11 protein-coding genes are annotated in these 25792 nt (G+C 48.6%); 1 reads left to right on the top strand and 10 read right to left on the bottom strand.

The genetic code is table 11. From position 1 onward, the window contains the following. Positions 1–153: 153 nt before the first annotated feature. Both NLX82_RS07660 and thpR read right to left on the bottom strand, forming a co-directional pair. Positions 154–966, bottom strand: coding sequence for a cell wall hydrolase (locus tag NLX82_RS07660; RefSeq protein ID WP_053324848.1), 813 nt, complete (start codon positions 964–966; stop codon positions 154–156). A gap of 111 nt (positions 967–1077) precedes the next feature. Continuing rightward, positions 1078–1644: an RNA 2',3'-cyclic phosphodiesterase gene (gene thpR / locus NLX82_RS07655; protein WP_254347706.1), complete on the bottom strand. Its 567-nt coding sequence runs from the start codon at positions 1642–1644 to the stop codon at positions 1078–1080. Between the two features lie 227 nt (positions 1645–1871). On the opposite strand from thpR, the gene NLX82_RS07650 reads away from it, so the two are divergent. Continuing rightward, positions 1872–2828 carry a D-2-hydroxyacid dehydrogenase gene (locus NLX82_RS07650; protein ID WP_254347705.1) on the top strand — a complete coding sequence of 319 codons (957 nt, stop codon included), beginning with the start codon at positions 1872–1874 and terminating at the stop codon, positions 2826–2828. A gap of 4 nt (positions 2829–2832) precedes the next feature. On the opposite strand, the gene NLX82_RS07645 is transcribed toward NLX82_RS07650, so the two are convergent. The 8 genes from NLX82_RS07645 to NLX82_RS07610 form a co-directional block, all read right to left on the bottom strand. Continuing rightward, the gene (locus tag NLX82_RS07645; RefSeq protein ID WP_028543117.1) at positions 2833–3819 is read right to left on the bottom strand and encodes a TRM11 family SAM-dependent methyltransferase; all 987 of its coding nucleotides are present in this window, start codon (positions 3817–3819) and stop codon (positions 2833–2835) included. Positions 3820–3832: 13 nt separating this feature from the next. After that, a complete protein-coding gene (locus NLX82_RS07640; protein WP_254348187.1) occupies positions 3833–4777 on the bottom strand; it encodes an MsnO8 family LLM class oxidoreductase in 945 nt (314 codons plus the stop codon). A 69-nt stretch (positions 4778–4846) separates the two neighbouring features. After that, positions 4847–6262, bottom strand: a complete 1416-nt coding sequence (locus NLX82_RS07635) for a deoxyguanosinetriphosphate triphosphohydrolase family protein (RefSeq protein WP_028543119.1) — start codon at positions 6260–6262, stop codon at positions 4847–4849. A gap of 242 nt (positions 6263–6504) precedes the next feature. Then, positions 6505–7416 carry a nickel transporter permease gene (gene nikC, locus NLX82_RS07630; RefSeq protein WP_023987407.1) on the bottom strand — a complete coding sequence of 304 codons (912 nt, stop codon included), beginning with the start codon at positions 7414–7416 and terminating at the stop codon, positions 6505–6507. Positions 7417–7451: 35 nt separating this feature from the next. Next, positions 7452–8456 carry an ABC transporter permease gene (locus NLX82_RS07625; RefSeq protein ID WP_053324844.1) on the bottom strand — a complete coding sequence of 335 codons (1005 nt, stop codon included), beginning with the start codon at positions 8454–8456 and terminating at the stop codon, positions 7452–7454. A gap of 29 nt (positions 8457–8485) precedes the next feature. Further along, positions 8486–10141 carry an ABC transporter substrate-binding protein gene (locus tag NLX82_RS07620; RefSeq protein WP_023987405.1) on the bottom strand — a complete coding sequence of 552 codons (1656 nt, stop codon included), beginning with the start codon at positions 10139–10141 and terminating at the stop codon, positions 8486–8488. Positions 10142–10593: 452 nt separating this feature from the next. After that, a complete protein-coding gene (locus tag NLX82_RS07615) occupies positions 10594–14463 on the bottom strand; it encodes a non-ribosomal peptide synthetase (RefSeq protein WP_254347704.1) in 3870 nt (1289 codons plus the stop codon). 4 nt (positions 14464–14467) lie between these two features. After that, positions 14468–25783 carry a non-ribosomal peptide synthetase gene (locus tag NLX82_RS07610; RefSeq protein WP_254347703.1) on the bottom strand — a complete coding sequence of 3772 codons (11316 nt, stop codon included), beginning with the start codon at positions 25781–25783 and terminating at the stop codon, positions 14468–14470. Positions 25784–25792 lie beyond the last annotated feature (9 nt).

Here is a 25792-nt window from a genome sequence, read left to right as displayed (position 1 = left end):
CATCTACGCCTCCTTTGTCACTTTCATTATTTTGGTTACTTTCCTTTACCTATTATACCTCTTTTGCATACTGGCTTCACCTGTACCACAAAATCCGTTCACAAAGCTGAACCCTATTGTTTAGAAAGGGCTGTTATTTGTAGAAGGCTGCCTTTATTTATAAAAGGTATGATGACCGATAGTTTTCACCTTGGTACGCGAATGATGAACCGTAAGGTCCTGGGCTAACGTAAGCGACAGGAAAAAACAGGTGTTATCAGGCACGGCTTTATGGCCGTTCAAAGCAGCAGTAACCGCACGGATGCTGTCCTGGTTGGGCTGAACACGACGAAGACGCCCGTTCGCGACCGGACTAAATTGCGCTTTTTGATAAATCACTGCCTGAATCGTATCGGGAAATGGGGCTGACCGCAGCCGGTTTAAGACAACGTTGGCAACTGCCACTTTGCCTTCGTACGGTTCGCCTTCTGCTTCTGCCATCACTATTTTTTGCAGCAGGAGCAGTTCTTTAGCGGAGACAGGATAGCTCCAGGTAGACAACGCCTTGTCATCCTGAGTGAGCATTTTTGTCTTCGTAAAGTAGATGGTTGTAGGAGGGGTTAGGATTGCGGACTTGCTATGCTGGACCTCAGGCTTTTTCTTGCCTGTAGCAACGTTATTCCGAGCTTGTTCCGCCTGCTTCATCTGGGAAGCGGGTAACGGTGTCGGCATGATTTCTTTCCAGCTTGGCTGCCCATGAGCAGCGACAAAGATGGGGCTTGTCCTGTTTGACCCGTTATGGGTCCCCATCCTGTCGCCATATGAAGGAGCCGAAGAGTTCCCTGACCAGCTCAGAGATTGCATAGGTGTATTTTTATGATTTTTCTGTGTTTGCTGAACCTCAGCGTAGAGGCCTATCCCCAATATACAAACAAGCAGCACACTCAAAAGAGGTGCAAACCAACGATGTTCTTTAACGATTTCCATAATGTTCCTCCCGTTAACTTTAAGCACATTCCTCAGATATGTAACCCAAAATGCGCCTTTTGAATAACGCTGAAACACTATATCACTAAATTCGCTGATAGATCAAGGCTTTCACCTCATTAATGGGAATGTTTGAATTATTTGGTACATTGGTTTTTGACCCATTCGGGTTGCATATAAAACAAATTCTCCCACTTCCCACGGCTCGCTGCATCGGTCATTTGACTGCCAAATAGACGGTGGAATAGGCTTTTCTCCTGTGTACGAACGTGCTAGGGTGATATGAGGTCGATAAGGTCGTTCCTCGGGTTTAAAACCCAGCGGTTCCGTAGCCTGGAGTATGGACTGGTACAGTTGATCCAGTGACTCACGCTGCCCGGTCACTCCCCTCCACAGTACACGCGGAAATTCTTCACGGCCAAAAAAACCTGCTTCTCCAATGCCGAGTGTGAACGGGCCGTGCTCAGCTGCAGCTTGAACTAAAGCCTGCTCAAGTTTCGGTATAACCGAGGTCTCCACATCACCCAAAAACTGAAGTGTCACGTGGTAATCTCTGAAATCACTCCATTTGCGAAAAGTCAGGTCTTTTAAATCCTGCTCCACCCAATCATGTAATTTCTTCTTATGCTCATTTGGGAGAGCAATAGCTGTAAAAAGTCTTTGCGATTCATTTTTCATCAATCTATACCTCCTTTCCTAATAGATATTTGTGGATATCTCAAAAAGTAGCTGTTTGGATTGTCCCTAATCAGGGTAAAGCCATTTGTTGTTATATATAGTGACACCGCGAGCTCGTTTTTACCCTAATTATGCAATTTTTTCGGCAATCTGTTATTCTTGAAAGGATGGTTCGCCAGAATATATTGGAAACTCCAAGGAATCAAAAATCGAGGAGGCTATGAACTATGGGAAACATTTTAAGCTTACATCAACTTACGGAAGAGCAAAAAAAACAAGTTCGTGCAACAGCTCCGGGCTACGAATTGATTATTGGCAAAGCTCAGGAATTGGAGCCTAAACAAATCCGGGAGGCCGAGGTTATTCTAGGCTGGTCCAAGCATATTGCCAAAGAGGCGTTACACCCAGACAGCAAACTGAAGTGGATACAAACCTGGTCGGCTGGAATTGACAAGCTACCGCTTACCGAATTGGAAAAGCGTAACATTTTACTCACGAATACGAGTGGTGTGCATGCAATTCCAATTACAGAGCAGATCTTTGGCATGCTGCTATCGCATACACGTTATTTACAGCAAGCAGCTCTCTTGCAACGTCAGAAAACATGGCAGCCACCGAAAGGCCAACTGACGGAATTACGTGGCAAAACGCTGTTGATTACAGGCGTTGGCGAAATTGGCCGTGAAACAGCGCGGATTGCAGAAGCCTTTGGCATGCGGGTGATCGGAGTCCGTCGTTCTGGCAAGGAAGCTCCCCATGTAGAGCATATGTATACTAACGAACAACTACACGAAGCATTGGGAGCAGCGGATATCGTGGTAAATATATTGCCATTCACCAAGGAAACCCATCACTTCTTTGACGAAAAAGCATTTGCAGCTATGCGTAAGGGAGCCTTCTTCATTAATGTAGGCCGCGGTGGCACCGTTCATACGGATGCGCTTGTACGCTCTTTGGAGCAAAAGCATATTGCCTTTGCCGGACTGGATGTATTCGAGGAAGAACCGCTACCTGCTTCACATCCGCTATGGAGTCTGGACCATGTCTTGATCACACCGCATATTGCAGGCGATACGGACCGATATGCCGAACGGGCAGTAGATATTTTTCTTACTAATTTGAATGCCTATGCCGCTGATCAGGAACTGCCGCTGAATTTGGTTAACTACAAAACTCAGTATTAACACACTACTTACAGATCCAAATTTCCCGACTCATACCTGTCTTATGTATGCGGCATTGCTCCGTAAGGGTCCAATCTGAGTCGGATAACAATGTTTCCATCGGCTCCGTGCTCACGACCACTGCCCGCGCGGCCAAGCGTCTCAGACTGCGCAGCATCTTCTTTTGTTCATCAGCCGGGAGCACGGAGCACAGGTTATAGGGCATATCCAATATGGCTGCATCGTATGTGCCTTCGAGCATATTCATATCCCCGAGCTTCACTAGATCTTCTTCATATCCAAAATGACGCAAATTCACTCGTGCCCCACGCACCGCCAACGGGTTGATATCACAACCGCGAATATCCTTTCCCATACTCAATGCCTCAATCATTACATTGCCCATACCACAACACGGGTCTAGCAGTTTCAATGAGCCTGACTCTCCCTTTGCTGCTGTTAGATCAGTTGCTGCCAAATTCACAAGTGCTCTGGCAACCAGAACGGGTAGTCCAGTAGAATAATTTTGCGGCTTCTGACGACGCTCCTGCCACGATCTGTCGCTATACTGACACGTGCCCAGTAGCCACCGTTCTCCTATCCGAATAACACCAAGGGTGATATCCGGTGTCTTCATTTGCGCCTGCCCATGAATGCGTGCACCCATTCGGCGTTCGATCCCGCGCCGCTCGTCATAGTCAGCCTCATGGTCACCTTCTTTAAGGCACAACACCTTGAAAGTCTTTCCTTCCTCAAGTTGTAACATAGAAGCTGCTTCGCATAGCTCTTCCAGCGTTCCCGCATCTGTCATTACATCCAGCCTAAGATGAATAAACGGGCTCGTCCCCGGCTCCAGACGCCGATGGGACAATAGGATGGAGTCCTGCACGGGCGGCTGACCGAACAAGCATTTTAATTCCAAAAAACACAACTCACGCTCTGTTTCATGACACGCATAGGTATATATGTAGCTTGGTTTCATTTCTTCGATATTCGTTTTCTGTTTATTCATGTCATATCTCTTTTCATTTGGAATCAAGGTTAGAATTTACAGCCTCCGCTATTAGACGGTAGGAGTGAAGCCGCTGCTCATAATCGGGAATCGGTGTGACCAACAGAAACTCATCATTATCATATTTAATCTGCAAGCCGCGTAACCGTTCGGCAATATCCGACGGCGTTCCCACCAGCCAGCTGGCTCGCATTGCCGGGTCGCCCAATGAAATCTGACCAGCCCATTGCTGCGCCAGTTCATTCGTCAAGGCACATACTGCTCCTACAGCAACCATGGTACGTGGCTTGTCCATCCGGTTGGATGGCTGAAAGCTGGAGCGGTAAATGCTTAGCATTTCTTCCGTTTGCTGTTCACTCATAAACTGACCGAATACATAGCCTGTTGAATACTGGGCGGCATATTCGGCACTTTTTCGGTTTGTACCCAGCATCCACACTGCTGGCGGCTGTTCAGGCATCGGCCGGGCAAACACAGGCACCTGTTCATATTCGTATGTACCTTCCAGCAAAGCCAATAGAGCTTCCATCGTCTGTGGCAGCTCCGTCACATGTTGAAGAAAATTACCGCTCAGTGCCATTGAAGCATGAGGTCCACCACCAGGTGCTCTCCCCAGGCCCAATTCGACTCTGCCAGGATATAGAGCAGCCAGCAAATGAAACCATTCCGCGACCTTGACTGGACTATAATGCGGGAGCAAAATAGCACCCGCACCCAGTTTGATTGTCTTCGTCACCGCCCCGATATGAGACAGCAGCACTTCCGGGCTGGAGGAAGCCAGCCCCTCCATATCATGGTGCTCCGAGGTCCAGTAGCGTGTATATCCCCATGCTTCTGCCTGTCTCGCTAGTTCACCAGCTCGTTGAACCGCCTGCTCCGGACGGTTACTGGGCAGCAACGGCACCATATCGAGCACACCGAGATTCAACCTTTTCGTAGATAAAGACTGAGATTGCATAGACACATTCCTCCCTCCTGCTATCCATTACAAACCAGTTCCTTCTACTATATAGGGGTAATTTAAAGGTCAATCCAGATCATAAATCGAACCCACCTTCAGGCCGTATAACTCATTATAGATTTTTTCAGCAAAAGCATCGGTCATGCCTGCAATATAGTCTATGACCATATGCTCCCATGTCCAGATCGGTTTCGCCTTGGCTTGGTCGCGCTCATAGCGCTGGAGCCAGTCGCTTGGAATAATAGATTTGGACGTTTCCGGGTCTAGAAAAGCTAACCACAGCCGTCTGAGCATCCACTCACTCCGTTTTTGCAGTCGCTGTACGCGCAGATCGCGGATCATCGTAACCCAAGCAAAGCTTTTCAACACACTCACAGTGCGCAGCATATCCAAATCTTCGCTTCCATCCCGTACGAAGGTCACCTTTTTCCAATTTCCATCCTCAATTACACCCAAGCTGCTGACAAACAGGCTGACCCAGTATGCCTTCACTTCACGGCGGGTACGGGAATAATCGTGTTCACACATCGGCATCTTGCCGTTCCACACCTTCAAAAATTCGCTCAGCACAGCCGCTACCTTCTGCTCAATCTGAGCCAGTTGCCAGCCTTGCCAGAAGCTATCCTCCAACGTGGTGATTTTCTCCGTAATCAGACGAATTAAATACGGATCATATAAGAAGTGCTCATGTACCTCGATTTTCCCAGCCTTAATCCCGTCCTCCAGATCATGCGCAGAATAAGCGATATCGTCGCACAGGTCCATAAGCTGGGCTTCCAACGTTTTTTTACCATCAGGGATACCCCAATCCTCGCGGATGGAACGTATGTATTCCCACTCATGCAGGTACAACCCTTTTTTGTTCAGAATCCCCGGGTACGGGTATTTGTTGATCCCCAGTAACACAGCGTCCGACAAATTCAAACCATCCACGTTCTCACGCTTCTCCAAAAACATAATCAGCCGGAAATTGTGCGCGTTCCCTTCAAAATGCTCATAAATTCGTCGCTCACGCGCATAGGCCTCCTGTCCACGCTTAGACTCCGGTGTGAAGCCTCCGGCAGAGGATATCTTTTCTACCTTTGTTTCAATCAGTTGATCCAAAATCCCGTCCAGCACCTCTTCCCCCTTGTGTCCGAACGGTGGATGGCCAAAGTCATGTGCAATGGAAGCACATTCTACCACCTCAGGGTCAATGATCAGTCCTGCGTTATCTGCTTGTTCCAGCTCTACTTCGGGATGGCGGCGCAGCAAGCTTCGGGATGCCTCACGCGCAATTTGCGCTACCTCCAAAGAATGCGTCAGTCGTGTGCGGTAATAATCGCCCGTGCCTGCGCCAAACACCTGTGATTTACCCTGCAACCGACGGAAAGTCGGTGAATGGATCAAACGGGAGTAGTCCCGTTCATATGCGGCCCGTGAAGCGTCGCTTCGTGTCTGTTCCGCAAATTGCCGATGCTCTCTCTTGTCCTGCCATGTCATAAAGCCCACTCCCTACGTACTCAATTGGAGTGATTATACATTTTTTTCGCGCCTCAGGAAAGCTCACATGACTTTCAGCTGTAAAAGTTACTTTTAGCGTCACTGCGCAGTCGGATTGTGCTTTCGAAGCGAGTATCCTACGGAAAGCTCTTAATGTCATATAAAAAAGGTGTTCCCCAGCCATTTGATTCAGGCCAGAGAACACCCCTTTACTCAACTTTATATACCTCACCACTTTTGCTCTAACGCTTCGCCCTCGGGTCAAGCACATCCCGCAGGCCGTCCCCCATTAGGTTAAAGCCCAATACGGTCAGCATGATAGATACCCCCGGAAAAATAACTGTCCACGGCGCGTTCTGGATATATTGCCGCGAATCGGACAACATTTTACCCCACTCTGGCTCAGGAGGTTGTGCACCCAAGCCCAGAAATCCAAGCGCTGCCGCTTCAATGATGGCCGTTCCGATCCCCAACGTTCCCTGTACGATGATCGGTGTCAGGCTGTTAGGCAAAATATAACGGAGGATGATTCGTGTATTATTGGCTCCAAGCGCTCTGGCAGAAGTGATATACTCCTCCGTTTTGACACTCAGCACCTTAGATCGAACCAACCGTCCATATGTTGGCACATTGACAATGGCAATGGCATACAACGCATTTTCCAATGAAGGTCCTAGAATGGCCACAATGGCAATGGCCAGCAAAATCCCCGGAAATGCCAGTAAAATGTCGAATAGCCGCGAGATGACCATATCTGCCCATTTTCCGTAAAATCCTGCGATTAAACCTAAGGCTGTTCCTACAATCATTGAACCAATAACAGACAAGAAACCGACCCACAACGAGATTCTGGCTCCATACAGCGTGCGAGTCAGTAAATCTCGACCGAGATCATCCGTACCGAACCAATGCTCCGCAGAAGGAGGCTGCAAACGGCTCACCAAATTTTGCTCTTTATAGTCAAAAGGAGCAATCCACGGCGCGATCAAAGCAATGATGACAAAGAAGATAATAATGCTCAGGCCGACGAACGCCATTTTATTGTGACGGAAAGCCCTCCATGCGTCTCTCCAAGGGCCAGTCACGACAGGCAAATGCGCCAATGTGCTGCGTGTCGTCGGTATGTTGTTGGGTTCCATTGAAAATTGTGACATCGGACAAGCTCCCCCTTGAACAATTGGCGACTTGATTACTGATAACGGATACGCCGGTCGAGCACCGCGTACAGCAAATCGACAATCAGATTAATGATGACGAACAGGAACGCAATGATCAGAATTCCGCTTTGAATAACCGGATAGTCACGCGAGCTGATCGCTTCAAAAATGTACCGTCCGATGCCAGGCCAGGCAAAAATGGTTTCTGTCAGTACCGCGCCTCCCAGTAGTGAGCCAGTCTGAAGACCGATGACAGTAAGTACGGGGATCGCAGCATTTTTAAGCGCATGTTTGTACACGACTTGAAAAGATGCCAGCCCCTTCGCCCGAGCTGTACGAATATAGTCCGCATCCATAACCTCCAGCATGCTGGAACGGGTAATGCGCGCAATGACCGCCATTGGAATTGTTCCAAGTGCGATACTGGGCAGGATCAAATGCTTGATGACGGTCCACACCTGATCCATACGTCCACCTATGAACGCATCAATCACGGCTAAATGTGTCACAGCTTCCACCGGATCACGAGAATTCATGCGTCCGATGGAAGGAAGCCAATGCAGTTTATTTGCAAAGATCCATTGCTCCATCAAGCCCAGCCAAAAAATCGGCATCGATACTCCGACCAGGGCAATGACCATACTGACATAGTCAAACCAGGAATTTCGCTTCCAGGCACTCACGATGCCGGCGTTCATTCCGACTACTACAGCAAAAAACATGCTTGCTACTGTCAACTCCAGCGTAGCCGCCAGATAAGGAAGCATTTCCCGGGCAATCGGCTGCCTGGTGCGAATGGAATCGCCCAAGTCCCCTTGTGCCAGCTCACCTAAATAGGTCCCATATTGCTGTAACCACGGCTTATCCAGCCCCAATTGCTCACGTAGCGCCTGCTTGGACTGTTCCGTAGCCTTATCTCCCAGTATGGTTTCCGCCGGATCTCCCGGAATGGCATGAATAATGGAAAAAACGATGAGCGTCATGCCCAGTAATACAGGAATCAATATAGCCAGTCTTTTTACAATATATGAGTTCATATCCTATTCACCGCCTGCTTGCGTTTGGGCTATTCAAAATAAATATTTCCGTACGCTTCAATACCTGCCGGAGAAGGTACAAAACCCTTGAGGTTCGCTTTACCTGCCATCAGCGGTGTGCTATGAACCAATGGAATCCACGGCGCATCCTGTTTAATAATCACTTGTGCTTGTTTATACAGTTCCCCACGCTTGTTCTGGTCGACCTCAACCTGAGCCTTCACCAATATTTTATGAAGTTCCTCATTCACATAAAAACTGCGGTTATTGCCTGGAATCGTATCCTTGTCCAGCAATGTATAAAGAAAATTATCCGGGTCACCATTGTCCCCGTTCCATCCCAGCATATACAGATCATCCTTTTCCCCCGCCTTAACATCATCCAGATACGTAGCCCATTCCGGGGATTGGATGTTTACTTTGACGCCTATTTTTTCAAAATCGGCTTGAATGGCCTCTGCCACCTTTTTGCCGTCAGGCATATAAGGACGAGATACGGGCATTGCATAGAAGGTTAACGGCTCGGGAAGCCCGTTAGGAAAGCCCGCTTCCGCTAGCAAAGATTTAGCCTTATCCAGATCATAGGCGTAGTCCTGAATACTATCGTTGTACCCCCATAACGTAGGTGGCATCGGATTGACCGCAGGCTTAGCCTGCCCTGCAAACAATGCATCAATAATGGCCTGCTTGTTCACTGCGTGATTCAGTGCCTGCCGCACCTTGGGATTATTGAAGGTTTTTTTCTTTAAATTAAAGCCAATGTACGCCACATTAAAGGAGGGACGTTCAATTTTCACCAACTCGCTATTACCGTCTAACTGCTTTGCATCATCCGGGTTCAAATCCTCCATCAGGTCAATTTCCCCGTTTTGCAGAGCATTAAATCTCGCGGTATTGTCGGGTATGGAACGAACAATGATCTTAGCCAGCTTCGGCTGCCCCTCTTTCCAATAGTTTGGATTCTTCTCCAGCGTGATGGTATCGTTCCGTTTCCATTCCTTAAATACAAAAGGACCCGTGCCGACCGGATTACTCTTGAAATCAGCCTTTTTCTCCTGAATAGCCTTGGGACTTGAAATACTAAAGGATGGCATAGCGATATTTTGTAAAAACGGCGCCTGCGGCTTGTTTAGTGTAAACTGGACGCTGTTCGCATCTACCGCTTTAACCTCCTTAATCACCCTACTTCCTTCAGGACCGAACATAGAATCATAATAGTCAAACGAGTCACCTTCAAATTTGTATGGACTTTTCGGATCAGCCCAGCGGTCAAAGTTAAACACAACCGCTTCTGCGTTAAAGTCACTTCCGTCATGAAATTTTACACCCTGACGCAGCTTGAACGTATAGACCAGTCCATCCGGTGATACTTCCCAGCTCTCTGCAAGCCCCGGTTGGATCTCCGTTGTGTTTTGCTTATATTCCAGCAGTGTGTCGAACACTTGCATTCCGATTTTTAGCGACTCGCTTTCAGTCACAATGGCAGGATCTAGCGCCACGGAATCTCCGCCGCGTCCATAAATAAGCGTGTCCTGCACGCCCTCTCCTGCTCCACTTGGTGTTTTCCCTGCCTCTGGCTTTGCTCCTTCACCTGATCCCCCACAACCGGAAAGCGCCAAAACAGCTCCTAGCGCAAGCACCAGCAGAACGGTCCAGATTTTGTGTTTTGCATACTTTTTGCTCATGCAGCAAACCCCTTTCACACCTTATATATTGTTAATTCGTTGATACCGGATGAATGCCAATTCCTTTGGATTGACATGACAAGCTTGTCCTCAAGCTGTGGTCCCAGGTTCCGAGTTCATCAAATAGGTGTAGTAGGACAGAAGTGTTCATAATCTAGTGGTGTAAGAGATGCTGTAGGGTAATGAATAGATGTGATGTAATAAATAGAAAGAGGAGTATGTGAGGTCGTGGTGAAAGTGTGATATATACTCACAAACAGTGAATATTATGTTCAAACAAAGTTGATTATTGGATACTTTACTATAAAATCTGGAAGCAGACAAGGGGGTTTTTCATACATTACGATATGTTTTTATACATCATGTCAATTAATATTACAAACCAACTTACACGATCATATCAAATAAATACTCCTGCTTGGGGTCTTCAACCTCCAAGCAGGAGCATAATCTTACCTCAAAAATGTATTCAGCACCAAACCTACAGACACGGCTTGGGCTCCTTTTACGATAGAGAAATGATCGCCAGGCACTTTATGCGTGAACATTTCCCCCTTACAATACAATTCCCATCCTTTATATCCTAATTCCCAGGTATGTTCTGAAATAAACAAACATACAGGGGCCTTTACAGCTCGATCGGGCTGGTAGACATGCTGCATTTTCACCCAATGATTCACACTTTTAAAGCGTTCTAGTAATTCACTTCGTCCCAACTCATTAAATTCTGGTAGCAAGGGGAGTACACTGGCTGGAAATGCTCGCTTCCACTGCGAAAAATCCAACGTTTCTTCCATCCTCTCCAGTTCCTGAATATGGTGGTCCCAGTGATCTTCCTTGCCATACTTCAAAGGTGGCAGTGTGTCCAGAATGGCCAAAAGTTCGACACGTTCTTCTTGTTCTTCCAATTGTCGCGTCATTTCGAAAGCAAGCGTTCCCCCCATACTCCACCCCGCAACATAATACGGGCCTGTTTTCTGAATACTTTTCAATTGATTCACATATCGGTGTGCCGCTTCCTTCATCCCGGCTGTTTTATTTTCAGCAAGAATCGAAGCATCCATTTTTATGCCCCAATAATTCCAAGTAGCTGTAAGTCCGTTGACCAATTCCATGTAGCAACTGACATCCAAGCTTCCATCATGGATGAAAAAAAGGTGCTTATCCTGCGCTGTGCCGGGCTTTAAGAGAACAAGCGTGTCTGCTCTGGCTGGAAACACACTTCTTTCCTTTCCCTGCAATGCACTTGCCAGTAGGCGGATAGTAGGAAAAGTAAATAATTTGGTGAGCGGCAGGTCTATCCCTAACTCACGCAAAACTAGTGAAACCAGCTTGGTAGCCTTGAGCGAGCTTCCTCCCAGGGTGAAAAAATTGTCCGTTACACCAATGCGTTCCGTCGGCAGGTTCGTGGGCAGAACCATCGACCAGATGCGAACCAGCTCCTGTTCCAGTTCATTGCAAGGAGGGACATATTCATTCTCCCGCAGTGCTTCAAGATCAGGCTCTGGCAACGCGTTCCGATCAACTTTGCCATTCACATTCAGTGGCAAACGCGGAAGTCGGATCAGACAGGCAGGAATCATATAATCCGGCAAATATGTAGCCAGCTCCAGCCGGACTTCTGCCTGTGACATTTCAACGTCGGAAACAAAGTAAGCACAGAGGTATTTGATCCCGTCGCTGTGCTGACGAACAAGCACGACTGCTTCCTGAATCCCCTCTATATGTGCAAGCCGTGCCTCAACTTCGCCGGTTTCAATACGAAAGCCCCGAATTTTGACCTGGTGATCCATGCGACCCAAAAATTCAAGCGTTCCGTCAGCCAGCCATCGGGCACAATCTCCAGAACGGTACATACGCTCTTCTGGGAGCCAGGGATGAGAAACAAATTGGGCTGCCGTTAATTCCTCCCGAGCCAAATAGCCACGCGCCAATCCTTCACCTCCAATGCACAGCTCACCCGGTACTCCAATGGGCTGAAGTTGATTGGACGCGCTCAGGATATAGACCTGTGTATTGGCGACAGGCTTGCCAATCGGCACGTTATGGTCATAGTCCTCCTGAATCGTATGGAACGACGTAAAAATAGTATTCTCCGAAGGACCGTAGGCATTGACAATCGTTAAATCCGGCTGGGCGGCGCGAAGGAGCTTCATATGCTGCGGAGACAAGGCGTCTCCCCCGGTCATGATCAATCGAAGTCCAGTAAAGATGGAAGGTTTCTCATCAATCAGCTGATTTAGCAAAGGAGCCGTGAACCATGCCATCGTGATTCCATACTGTGCCATCCTCTTGCCGAGTATGTCGGCAGATAAAAGCTCTTCTTTTTCAATGAGATACAAGGTTGCCCCGCTCAGCAGTGTTCCCCACAGTTCAAAAACCGACACATCAAAGGCCAGGGAACACGTCTGCAATATTCGATCCTCTTGCGTAATAGCCAACGGCCCTGGCTCTAACACTAGGCGAGCAAAGGATTGATGCTCAATCATTACACCCTTTGGTTGTCCTGTAGACCCTGAAGTATAAATGATGTACATCACATTGTGCGCCTGATTGCTGTCCTCCAGATTACGGGGTTCTCCCGTATAGAGACTCGGGTCTGTGAGCAGTAACATGTCCACCCCAGGAAAGCGTCTGGTGCTGGCAGTCGGTAGAAGGCATATTTTCGCCTGACTATCCTGTAATAGATATTGAATCCGTTCATCTGGGGAGAGCGGATCAATCGGTAAATAAGCGGCCCCGGCCTTCAAAATAGCTAAAATACCAACAATCATCTCCAACGCAGGCGTAGCTAAAATACCGACGACATCTTCTGCCTGAACTCCCTTTTGCCGTAAAACCCGCGCCAATTGATTGGCACGTTCATTTAATTCATCATACGTTAGTTGCTTTTCTTTCCACCTCACGGCTGGATGGTCAGGCGTCCGTATCACTTGCTGTTCGAACAGTCGATGGATGGTTACCCCATGCGAATTTTTTTCGTATGCATTTTTGCTGTGGGTCTGATTAAAAGTATGAAGTAAAACGGTGCGCTCTTCTTCTGTAACCATATCAATGTCTTCGATCCGAATATCGGGTTGTTCGCCAATGATTTCGACAATTCTGGCAAAATGCCGTAGCATACGGCGGGAGCTTTCCTCCGTAAACAACGCTTTGCGATATTCCAGTTCCAGTCCGATACCCTCCTGCATTTCGTATGCATACAAGGTGATATCAAATTTAGCGATTTTATGTTCAAAAGTATAAGGAGAAAACGTGACCTCTGTTGCCTGCACGACAGGCTGCGGTACATTTTCCAATACAAAGCAAGCATCAAATAAGGGATTACGACCACTGATTCGTTCAGGATTGACCTGCTCCACCAGCATATCAAAGGGGTAATCCTGATGCTCAAACGCAGCAAAAGTTCGGTCTGCCACTTCTTCCAGAAAATCAGAGAACCGCTTGGTTCTCTGCGGTTTTTGGCGCAAGGCGAGCGTGTTCACGAACATGCCCACAATCCCTTCAAACTCGGAATGAGTCCTTCCGGCGACAGGTGTTCCGATGACCAGATCCTCCTGTCCGGCATATTTGGACAGAAGGATGCTGTACACAGCGAGTAGAACCATATACAACGTAACATTGTGCTGCAAGCATAATGCACGCAAGGAGTGAGCCGTGTTAGCTTCAATCGAGTACGATACGATCCCGCCGCTGTAATCGGACCTTAAGCCTTTTCCATCTGTAGGCAGCGACAGCAGAGGAACATCCTCTGTAAATTGGTTCAGCCAAAATTCACCCTGTTTCTGAATATGAATATCGCTTAATTGATCGTTTTGCCAGATCGTATAATCGACATACTGAAACTCTAATGGAGCAAGCTCCTGTCCCTGATATAGAGCCATCAGCTCTTCAAATATAATGTTGATGGTTACCGCATCCGCGATGATATGGTGGATATCAAACAGGAACAGAATCTCCCCATCAACCAAAGGTACAAGCTCAGCCCGCCATAGAGGGGCCTCGTTCAGATTGAACGGACGGATAAACTCGTTAACAAGCTTATCCGTACTCTGATCCGAAAGTTCTCTATAGGGAATCGATACATCGATGGATTCATGGACGAGTTGTAAAACCTCGCCGTCCTTTTGAATAAAGGACGTTCGCAAGCCCTCATGACGTTCTGTCAGCCTACACCATGCTCTGTACAGCCGCTCTGGCTCCAGCGCTCCTTTGATGATTCGAATGCTGGGCATGTTATAGATAATGTTAGGTCCGAGAAGATCATGAATCAGATATAGCCGTTTTTGCGCCGAAGATGTTTCATATCCTTCATAATGCATGATGCTAAATCTCCCTCCGTCGGCGTTCTTTTTTCTCTACTTTTACTGATGACAGTGCATGCTGCTGAACTGGGATGACTTCTCTCATAAGCTTTCCATCGCCCCGAAGTATGTTGCTAATCTCGGTTTCCTCTGTTCTGAAAAACTCAATGGCAAACGGAACAGATTCATGAATAAGCTGAACAATCTCGCCGTCGATCACATCAAATGTGGTCCTAAAAGCTTCGTGACGCTGAATAAGCGCTTGGAAGGCTCCCTCAAGTCTGGCCAGGTCCAGTTCTCCTTCCAGCATCATGGCGCCCGGTAGATTATAGCTTAGATCCTCTGGATTCAGCTCGTGCATCATAAAAAGACGCATTTGAGCAGACGAGGCCGGATAATGGGCGCTTGGAGTCGCAGCAGGGATCAAGGAACGGACTGTCGCTTCATCCTCGTGATGACACTCAACTCTTCTGGAGCTTATGTGATCTGAAAGTTGTCGAATAGTCGGAGCTGCAAAAAGTTCCTTTAAAGTAATCTCGATGGCCAACATTTGACGCACACGCAAAATGAACTGGTAAGCGAGCAACGAATCTCCGCCAAATTCAAAGAAATGATCATCTATACCTACTGCGCCTGTTTTGAAAATGTCCGCCCACAACAGGAGCAGTTGCTGTTCCATTTCGTTGCGGGGCGGTGTATGTTCTTTGCCGGAAGGCAACTCTACCCCCAAGGTATTTAACGCCTTACGGTCCAGCTTTCCGCTTGAACCAAGAGGCATCGTCTCCACCTTCATAAAACGTAAAGGAATCATATATTCCGGCAATCGTTCCAGCAAAAATGCCCGCAGTTCTCGAACTGTACAGTTGGTTTGCACAACCAGATAAGCGCACAAATACTTGTTGCCCTGCTCATCTGTCAAATCAAGTACAGCTGCCTGCTGAATGTCGTTATTTTGCAAGAGGGCTGTTTCAATTTCACCTGTCTCAATCCGGTAGCCTCCGATTTTCACCATTTGATCCGACCGTCCCAAGTAAACAATCTCGCCGCTAGGCAGCATCCGGGCAAGATCGCCTGTCCGATAGATTCGCTCACCTGGTACAAAAGGATTGGGGATAAAACACTCTGCCGTAAGTCCATCCAGATGTACATACCCACGTGCCAGATGGCACCCTCCCAGACAAAGCTCTCCTACCTGCCCCAAACTAACCAACGCCAGCTCCTGATTTAAAATATACGCCCGGGTGTTGCCCACAGGCCGTCCGATCGGAATCGGACCTTCGGAAGATACAGACGTACACGTATAGGCTGTTGCAAACACACTGGCTTCCGTAGGCCCATACAGATTAAGTAATCTCGCTTCCGGGAACTTCAGATTAAAACTTCGCACCTGCTCCTGGCCTATCTGTTCGCCACCCGACATGACCCAACGCAAAGTGGCTGCTTGGATTGTATCCTCGACTGAAAGCTCTGACAAAAACATTTGCAGCACAGTAGGAATGAAGAAAGCCACTGTAACCTGATGCCTGTGAATGGTATCCAGCATTTGACGGGTATCCGTTTCTGCACCTGCCTCCAATAACACCAATCGTCCTCCGCCCATGAACCAGCTGAAAAGCTCGACGATGGAACCATCAAAGGTATAGGATGCTTTTTGCAGCACCGTGTCCTGCTCCCTTAAACCAAGCTGTTGTGCCAGCCATACCACTCGCGCACTAAAGGCGTGATGCTCCACCATCACCCCTTTGGGCTGCCCGGTTGAGCCGGAGGTGAAGATGACATAAGCCAGATGATCAGGCTGGATGACAAGCTCTGGATTGTCTCGTTCTTGCTGATCCTGACACAGTAAGTCGACGTCGATGACCTGCTGGATTTCTTCATCTATCCAGTTGGCGTGGCATTGCTGATGGGTCAGAATCCATTCGGCCCCAGCGTCTGCCAGGATGTAGCGAATCCGTTCCTTTGGATCGGCTGGATGAATGGGGAGGTACGCCGCCCCTGCTTTTAACACACCCAATAAAGCAACAATCATTTCCGGTGAGCGCTCCATGACAATAGCTACTACTTGCTCTGGCCGGGTACCGGAGTCCAGTAGGCTATGTGCGACCAGATTCGCCCTTCGATTTACTTCTCCGTAGCTGATCTCCTGTTGACCGGAAATGAGAGCGATCTGCTCAGGGTTACGGCTTGCTTGATCCTCGAAATATTGATGTAACAGCTTTACGGACCCCGGGTCCATATCTGTTTGATTGAAATCATGGACGAGTGTCTTCCATTCCGCCTCGTTCACCGATTCCGAAGCTGCTATAGCAAGCTCACTCACCCAGTCCTCTTCCTTATGGACGCTTGCTGACTCAGGTACTTCCTCTCTGTCCCGCTGATTCGGGTCAACTGCCACCTTTTCTATCCGAAGCTCTCCAATCTTTTGCTGTGGATTGACAAGGACAGTGTGTAAGATTTGAAGGAATTCCCGGCTCAAGCGTTCCACCGTCTCCCCGGTAAAGAGATCTACATCGTATTGAAAAATACATTCGATATGCTCGTCGGTCATGGCTGCGGTAAATGTTAAATCGAATTGTGCTCCTGTATACTCCGCTTCATCACATGGAGTCAGTTTCAGGCCGGGTAATTCTACGATGGTACGGGAAGATTCGTTCAATAATGCAAACATGGTATCGAACAGCGGATTGCGGCTTGTTTTGCCAGCCAAATTCAACTTCTCAACCAGTTGCTCAAATGGATAGTCCTGATGCTCAAAAGCCTGGAGAGAGCGTTCCTTTACCTGCATTAAAAATTCGTGCACTGTCATGTCCTTCTTCGGCGTGTTGCGAAGGGCCAACGTATTGACGAACATGCCGACAAGAGGACTCAGGCTCGCATGAGTTCTGCCGGATACCGGAATGCCGACGATAATATCTTCCTGCCCACTGGCTTTGGCCAGCAATAGGTTATAGGCCGCCAGTAGAACCATAAATACCGTGACATTTTGTTGCAGGGCAAAGCGTTTTAACTTCCACGTCCATTCCTGATCCAGCTCAAAATGAACGGCTTGCCCTTCACCTCTTCTCACATCGGGACGTGCATAATCCGTAGGCAATTCCAGCTCTGTAATTTCCCCTTGAAAAAGCTCCAGCCAAAACTGCTCCTGCTGACGGAATTCCACACTGTTCAAAAACTCACGCTGCCACACGGCATAGTCTTTATACTGGATCGTCAATTCCGGTAAGCTCATGCCCCCGTATAAACGAGCAAATTCCTCGACGATTATCTCCTGGGAAAGACCGTCCGTAATAATATGATGCATATCAATGAACAGCAAATGACGGTTGGCAGGCTGATGAATAACCTGAACGCGGAACAATGGCTTTTGCCGGAGATTAAAGGGCTTGATTAATCCGTCCTGTTCCACTAATATTCCACGTTCACGGCCCGATTGAATTTCTTCTATCCAGGTCGCTAACCCTTGAACCGTACCTGCCCGGAAGAAATCGCGCAGTGTCAGATTTACATTCCATTCCTTGTTAATAAGGTAGACCAGCTTGGTTGCCAGCAAGGATTGACCGCCCAGCAGGAAGAAGTCATCCTGTGTGCCAATCTGCTCCCGGTGCAGGATTTCCGACCAAAGCTCAACCAAGCGCTCTTCCAGGGGTGAAGCTGGATGTACATAGGCCGTACCGACCTTGATACTTTCATTAACCTGCGGTAAAGCATGACGGTCGATTTTTCCGTGATGTGTTAACGGGATCTCATCGACTCGAACAAAGTAAGACGGAATCATATATTCAGGCAAGGTTACCGACAGATGGGTCTTCAGTTCTGCCACCGACAATTCCTGATCTGTAACGATATAGGCGCATAGCTCATGCATACCAGGCTGGACTTCCTGAACCAACACCACTCCATCCTGTATACGCGGGTGCTGGAGCAACGATTTTTCAACCTCGCCCGGCTCAATGCGGTAACCCCGCACTTTAACCTGCTGATCGACTCTTCCTAAAAATTGAATTTGCCCATCTTCAAGATATCTGCCCAGATCACCTGTTTTGTACATCCGCTCGCCCGGTATCCACGGATTTGCTACAAACTGCTGCTGCGTCAGTTCGGGGCGGTTCATATAGCCGCGTGCAACACCCCAGCCTGAAATGCATATTTCACCGGGTACCCCGATAGGCATAACATCCGTACCCCTGCGATTCATGATGTATACCTCAGCATTGGCTACAGGCCGTCCGACAGGCAATGGATGGACAGCTGGAATATCCGGCACACAATAATAGGTAGCACAGACAGTCGCTTCTGTCGGTCCGTACGTATTGTAGACCTTTGCGGAACGCAACAACTGGGTGACATATTCGCTTTTCAGCACATCCCCCCCGCTAATATAAGTGCGAATATGCGGGAAAGGGGGCAGTTGATTCAGCTCATTTAAAATAAACGGCGAGGCGCTGACCACGGTCACTTGCTGCTGGCGAATGAATTGGTTCAGCAATTGGATGTCCTTCAGTTCATCCCGTGAAACCATAGCCAGCGTTCCCCCTGCTGCCAATGTAGGGTATATTTCCTCCACGGATGCATCAAAGGTAATGGCTGCCTGCTGGAGCACTACGTCCTCAGCCGTTAGATGGAACTCATGCTGGAAAGCCGTGATGTAATTCGTTACATTTCTATGCTCAACCATGACTCCTTTGGGCTTACCGGATGATCCTGACGTGTACAAAATATAAGCCAAATGGTGAGATGCCACAGACTCCTTGCCTGCAAGTGCAAAAGCTAGATTATCAGCATCTACGCTGTACAAGGCCGGATCACTTACATCCATGACAGACCCTGTAAAGCGAAGCGTGTCGATGCTGACGGTGTCCGTAGAAGTTAGGAGCAGAGACACGCCGCTGTCCTCCAGCATGTAGGCCACCCGCTCCGTCGGATGTTCCGGGTCCATAGGGACATAGGCTGCTCCTACTTTGAGTACGGCAAGCATGCTGGTCAGCATATCTAGCGAACGGGGGACCAGGATACCGACAGCTTGGTCCGGTACCAAATGATAAGTTAGCAAGTGCCGGGCAAGCTGATTAGCTCTGATATTCAATTGGCTGTAAGTCAGCGAATGCTCTCCGTAGACGGCAGCAATCCGCTCAGGTTGCTGTTCGGCCTGTTCTTCAAACCACTGGTGAACCAGCTTTTCCTGTGGGTAATTCACCCGGGTTTCATTCCACTCGTACAGGGTTCGCTGCTGTTCTTCCGCCTGATTCATGGAAATGAGGCCAATCGGCCGCCAAGCATCAGCACAAACTTCTTGTAAAAGATTCTTGTAATAGCTCGCAAGCCGACGTATGGTCTCTCCCTTGAACAGTTGGGTCGCATACTCAAAGTGAAAACGCAGCTTGCCTTCATTTTCAACCCATATGACTGTCAGATCGACTTGGACAGCCTCCATCTTAGCTTCCAACGGAGTAAAGCGAAGCCCGTTGATGCTCATCGGCTCCCCCCGAAAGTTCTGGGAAATAAACTGAACATCAAAAAGTGGGTTCCGGCTTCGGTCTCTCGGTACGTCAAGCTGATTCAGCAGCATTTCAAAGGGATAATCCTCATGCTTATAGGCTTCAAGCGCGTGCTTCTTAACCTCCTGCAAATATGCTGCGAAAGGCTTATCTTCAGCTGGCGCAGTTCGTAGGGCAAGCGTATTGATGAACAGCCCAATCATGTGCTGGACCTCTTCCGACTGGCGACCTGCGCTTGGAATGCCAATAATGATCTCTTCCTGATTCGCATATTTGGCCAATAAAGTGCTATAGACAGCGTACAGAAGCATAAAGAGCGTAACCCCATGCTGTACCGCTGTTTTTTTAGCCAAAGCTGTTAATTCCTCACTCAGATCAAATGTATAGACATCCCCGGCATTGCTCATTTGCGCTGCCCGCGGCTCATCTGTAGGCAAATCAAGTACAGGCAGCGTCCCCTTAAATACGTCCAGCCAGTATGCCTCCTGCTTTTTCATTTCGGCACTGTCCAAACGCTGATTTTGCCACAATGTAAAATCGGTATATTGCATACGCAGTTGCGGTAGATCCTGTCCAGAATAGCCCTGTATCATTTCACTTAATAAAATACCAATCGAGGCTCCATCGGCTGCAATATGGTCAACATCGCACAGAAAGAGGTGGGAATCGTCCTTCAACCGGATCAGCTTCGCCTTTAACAGCGGCGCACGATTCAGGTCAAAAGGACGGATAAATTCATCCACATACGCTTCCAGCTCGCGCCCGTCCCCTTCGCTATATTCCAGTGAAAAATCTACCTCCGGGTACACTCTCTGTACCAGTTCGTTATCCCGCAACTCGAAAGCGGTGCGCAGCGAGCTATGACGACGAATTACCGCATATATGGCTTTCTCCAACCGATGATGATCCAGATTACCAGTGATGGTCATCGCACTGCATAGATTGTTCAAGGTGCTATATCCTGCCATTTGACGCATCATATAAAATCGACGCTGCGTCGAGGAAGCTGGGTACACCTCACGTTGTTCCACCGGATGAATGATCAGATTTTTGTCAGCTGATTGGGGTGCAGGCAGCTCCGTTTTCGTCAGAAGAGGCTGCTTCGCTTCTCCATCCGTATACAGAGCTAATTCGCTGACCGTCATATAGTTGAAGATATCGCTCATATCCACTTTTTTGGACAAGCTTTGATTCATCTGTCCCACCATTTTACTAGCAATCAGGGAGTCTCCTCCCAGCTCATAAAAGCTGTCATAGATGTTCAGCTCATCAAGCCCCAGCACTTCCGCCCATATGCTTGCGATCACCTTTTCAGATGAGCTATATTGTTCTGTTGCCCGACCACGCAACTGCACAGGACGGCGCACGGCAGCAGATGACGTGACCGCATGGTCATGCAGAAGCCGACGATGACGGTCCAGAATAGCCCGCATTTCATGAGAAAATCCGAAAGGAATGGCAGCGGAATCCAGCGCGGCCACCTGAGCGTAATTCAAGCTACCCACAATGACACGGGGAACGGGATGAAGCAATAATTGTTCAAGAGCGGCCAGTCCCTCTTGTGTGGATAGAGCCTGAAATAAGCTCTCTTGGAAATCAACCTTATGCTCAAAAGCCATCCCAACTTCCTGCCAAGGAGCCCAGTTGATGGCAAGCGTACGTCGGCCGGAGTGATTCCGCCACTCGGCAAAGGCATCCAGATAGGCGTTGGCTGCCGTGTAGTCGCTTTGGCCTGGTCCACCCATCAGTGAAGTCACAGATGAAAAAAGAATAAAAAAGTCCAGTGTATCCGCAGTGGTGATTCGGTCAAGCACATGTGTGCCTGTTACCTTTGGAGCCAGTACCTCGGTAAAGCGGTCCTGGCTCTTGAGAGCCATAAAACCGTCTCCAGCCACACCCGCAGCATGGATGATACCGTGAATAGCCCCATACTTGTGGCGAAGTTCATTCAAGGCTTGCTTCATAGCGGTCTCGTCAGCTACATCGACAGCATAATATTCTACCTGCGCTCCCTGCTGCTCCAATTCCAGTAAGGCGGTAACCATATTCAGCATCCTTGTATTCATATCTGGCTTTAAGTTCTGTCTTACGTTACGGCTTCCGTTCGAATCAGCGTTTGCAATGGCCTCCCATTGCTCCTTGGGTGGCAAAGGCTTGCGACCTATCAATCCCAGTGTGACCTGACCTTTAGAAGCAAGCCATTTACCGATTGCCAATCCCAGCCCGCCAGTACCCCCAGTTATGACATAGGTTCCCTGCGGTCTGATCGTAATCGGGTCAGCTTCGCTTTCCGTCAGATCCACAGGTTCAATCTGCTCTACATAACGTTCGCCGTTACGCCAAGCGACGAGAAATGTATCATCATCGTGCCGTAGGGAATGAATGAGTTCTGAAGGCTGGGTGCTTGTATCTATATCGAGACAACGGCAGCTCAGATCAGGGTATTCCTGACCGATGACCCGGGCCAGCCCAAACAAGCCCGCATGTTCTGGTTTTAATTCATTTTCCAATTCATTCACTTTATAAGCCTGCTCAGCGATCACCGTCAGTTCCTTAACAGCTGACTTGCTCTCTGCGATTGCCTTAGCCAGATGAAATAGCTGAACCATAGACTGCCCGTTCCAGAGGTATATCAGTTTCTTAGCATTCTGACATTGCATCTCTGTCAACAAGCGTCTATGATCTTCCTCGGAACCCGTAGAGAAGTAAGCATGGTCTGACATTTTAGTAAAGGTGACTCCCCGCTTCACTTCAACCACATCATACCCTTCGTGCGCTAACAATCCACGTAGCGTTACACCGATCGGACGGTTATCTGTGAATAATAAAACTGTTTCCAGCGGTGTGGATAACACTGAATCATTTGCGGTCCGGGTTACTGTATCTTCTTCATATTCGGAGGGTGCTTGTTCTTGCTTTTTCCATACAATCTGATGATATTTATGATGTTCTGTATAGCGGGTTCGTTTAAGATCCGCCTCGTGTACACGTTTGACTGCATAATCTTCAATTTCTACCAGTACCTGACCTTCGGCACCCAGAATGAGCACATCTACCGTTAAAATTTCTCCACTTTCCCTGACCTTGTTTTTTTTGCGCAGATAGCTGTAGCAAAGCCGTGGGAGGGAGTCGTAAATGCGCAGCTTGTGATATGAAAATGGCAGGAACAGGCCATTTCCTAAACTCTGGCTTGCTACCCCGACGGCCACATCCAACAAAGCGGGATGCAGCACGTATTGACTTACATCCATTTGATAGGCTACGGGCAGCTCCAGCTTAGCCAACACTTGATCTGTTCCAATTGCAATCGCCCGCAGCGTCTCCCACCGCGGCCCGAATGAAAATGCAGCTGCTGCTTCGGCATGATTCTCACCGACTACTACTTCCTGATCGTTGCACTCAGTCCGAATATCGCCCAGACTCATAACAGGATGGGCTGCCTTTACAAATACCGCGCGCCCCTGTGCATGCCTTACCCAATTCTGCTCCCACGGCTGAACTGAGGGTCCCGTCCGGCTTAATACCTTAAACGAAAACGTCTCACCCTCCCGTTGCAAAACGGTGTGTACTTCTCTTTCTTCCTCTGCATCCACGATGAGCGGAGAAATAAACTGGATATCATATAGCTCCAGCACCTTGCCTGGACGCTTGTATTTTTCCAACCCTGCCCTAACCATTTCCAGATAAGTGGTTCCTGGTACAATACAGTTTTCCATAATCTTATGCTCGCTTAGTACCCAATGACGCCCAACAGAGAAACGGGTCAGGTAAATATCCTGATCCTCGGTTTCTGCCAAACAATAGTCCAAAAGCGGATGTGTCTTTTCCATCTCTGTGAAATCTCGAACTTGGGAAGCCTGAGAAACGACTTCTGCCTTCTCCTCTACCTCCACCCAGCATCGCTTAGGCTCAAAAGGATAGGTGGGAAGGCTTCGTCTGCGGCACGCTTTGCCTTCATACAAGCTCTCCCATTCCACATCTGCTCCCTCAACATACATACGGCACAGAGAATCCAGCGTATCGAACTCGAATGAAGACTGGGTCAGTTTCTCTTTGGCTGATGCTGTCAGTCTTCTGGATTCCTCCAGCGTAAGCTCCCCTGCTTCTTTTTCCTTCTGCGCAGATACAACCTTATGACATCCAAAATACACACCCGGTATGAACTCTTCTTGTTTCGCTTGTCCGCTGAAGCCTGAGGTCTGAATTTGAGTCAGCTTTGCTCCTAGATCATCCCAATCCCGGCACAAAATCGCTAGACGAAAGCCGTACTGCCCTCGTCCGGTATTGGCGGTATAACAAAGATCGCGTAACGGATAGGTTTTGGGTTCCATGACATATTGCTGATATTGCTTCACATAGGCTGCAAGCACTGTTTCATTTTTAGCAGATAACGTAAAAAGCTGAACCGTTTCCGGTGTTTCCTGCTCCAACTGGCCACCATCCTGCATTTCAGCCCACACCGGGGCCTCTTCCAGAACGACATGGCAGTTCGTACCGCTGAGCCCGAAGGAACTGACTCCGCAGCGTCGCGGAAAATCCTCCTTGGGCCAAGGCTGCAGCTTGTCATTCACATATACAGGCGAATCAATAAAGCTAATATCCGGGTTTGGGCAGGTAAAATGTAGGCTCGCCGGAATTTCTGCATGCTCCAAAGCGAGCACTGCCTTTAAAAAGCCCGTGATTCCCGCACTGTTATCCAGGTGACCTACATTGGTTTTGACCGAGCCTATGGCACAAAATTGATTCCGGTCGGTATACTGCCGAAAGGCTCTCCGTATACCATCAATCTCCACTGGATCACCCAGCTTGGTGCCTGTCCCATGAGCTTCAATATATGTAATGGTATCCGGGTCAATCCCAGCATCCTTCCAGGCCCGTACAATGACATCCTCTCCTGCCAGCGAATTGGGAGCCGTAATCCCGGCTGAAGTCCCGTCATTGTTCACAGCACTGCCTTTAATGACAGCATAAATATGGTCCTGATCCTGAATGGCCCGCTTCAAGGGTTTGAGCAGAACAGCGGCTACACCTTCTCCTCCACCTGTGCCATCTGAAACGCTATCGAACGTTCTCGTCCGGTCATCCGAGGAGCCTACACCCAGCCCCCCGCCCTTTCCCTCTTTTATAGGTACGAGTGTGACCTTTACCCCGCCGGCAATCGCCGTATCGCAATCGCCGTGCCGCAAATCCCGGCAGGCCAGGTGAATGGCCACCAAAGATGAAGAACATGCGGTATCCACCAACAGACTGGGCCCTTTTAAATCCAGCAGATAGGCGATCCGACTGGCAATCATGGAATGAATATTACCTGGAATCGCCGAAGAAGCTGATGAAGGAGCCATTTCTGCTATAAACCGCTTGTACTCCTCACCAAAATCACTGCTGTAGCCGACATAGACTCCTGTCCGACTACCGGAAAGCTTTTTACCACCGTACCCCGCATCCTCAACTGCCGCCCAGGCAGACTCCAAAAACAGTCGCTGGTTTGGGTCCATCAATCGCGCTTCAGCCGGAGAAAGTTGAAAAAAGGGATAGTCGAACTTATCAATTTCTTCTAGAAATCCACCTTCATTTAATGCCGTTTGTTCATTCAACAGCCCGGCTTGGAAGAGGCTCTCCAGCTCCCTTTTTCGTCGGGCAGGAAAAGGGCGTATAGCGTCCTGCCCCGCCCGCAGAAGATCCCAAAACTGAGCCGCATTTTCACTTTCGGCAATTTCACAGCTAATCCCGATGACTGCAATATCCGAATCTCGCAGCTCATTAACCGCGATCGGACCCGCGTCCTGAAAATCCTGTTCATTGAATTGAAGAGCCGCCAGATTGAATCCTGTTTTTGTCATCATCGTACTCCC

This window comes from Paenibacillus sp. A3M_27_13 (genome assembly GCF_024213315.1).
Classification (GTDB): domain Bacteria; phylum Bacillota; class Bacilli; order Paenibacillales; family Paenibacillaceae; genus Paenibacillus; species Paenibacillus polymyxa_B.
This window is presented reverse-complemented; position numbering and strand designations above follow the sequence as displayed.

Coding starts and splice junctions, on each gene's coding strand:
- NLX82_RS07645 (WP_028543117.1), bottom strand. CDS start 3,819: ATGAATAAACAGAAAACGAATATCGAAGAAATGAAACCAAGCTACATA.
- thpR (WP_254347706.1), bottom strand. CDS start 1,644: ATGAAAAATGAATCGCAAAGACTTTTTACAGCTATTGCTCTCCCAAAT.
- NLX82_RS07610 (WP_254347703.1), bottom strand. CDS start 25,783: ATGATGACAAAAACAGGATTCAATCTGGCGGCTCTTCAATTCAATGAA.
- NLX82_RS07650 (WP_254347705.1), top strand. CDS start 1,872: ATGGGAAACATTTTAAGCTTACATCAACTTACGGAAGAGCAAAAAAAA.
- NLX82_RS07660 (WP_053324848.1), bottom strand. CDS start 966: ATGGAAATCGTTAAAGAACATCGTTGGTTTGCACCTCTTTTGAGTGTG.
- NLX82_RS07625 (WP_053324844.1), bottom strand. CDS start 8,456: ATGAACTCATATATTGTAAAAAGACTGGCTATATTGATTCCTGTATTA.
- NLX82_RS07615 (WP_254347704.1), bottom strand. CDS start 14,463: ATGCATTATGAAGGATATGAAACATCTTCGGCGCAAAAACGGCTATAT.
- NLX82_RS07635 (WP_028543119.1), bottom strand. CDS start 6,262: ATGACATGGCAGGACAAGAGAGAGCATCGGCAATTTGCGGAACAGACA.
- NLX82_RS07640 (WP_254348187.1), bottom strand. CDS start 4,777: ATGCAATCTCAGTCTTTATCTACGAAAAGGTTGAATCTCGGTGTGCTC.
- nikC (WP_023987407.1), bottom strand. CDS start 7,416: ATGTCACAATTTTCAATGGAACCCAACAACATACCGACGACACGCAGC.
- NLX82_RS07620 (WP_023987405.1), bottom strand. CDS start 10,141: ATGAGCAAAAAGTATGCAAAACACAAAATCTGGACCGTTCTGCTGGTG.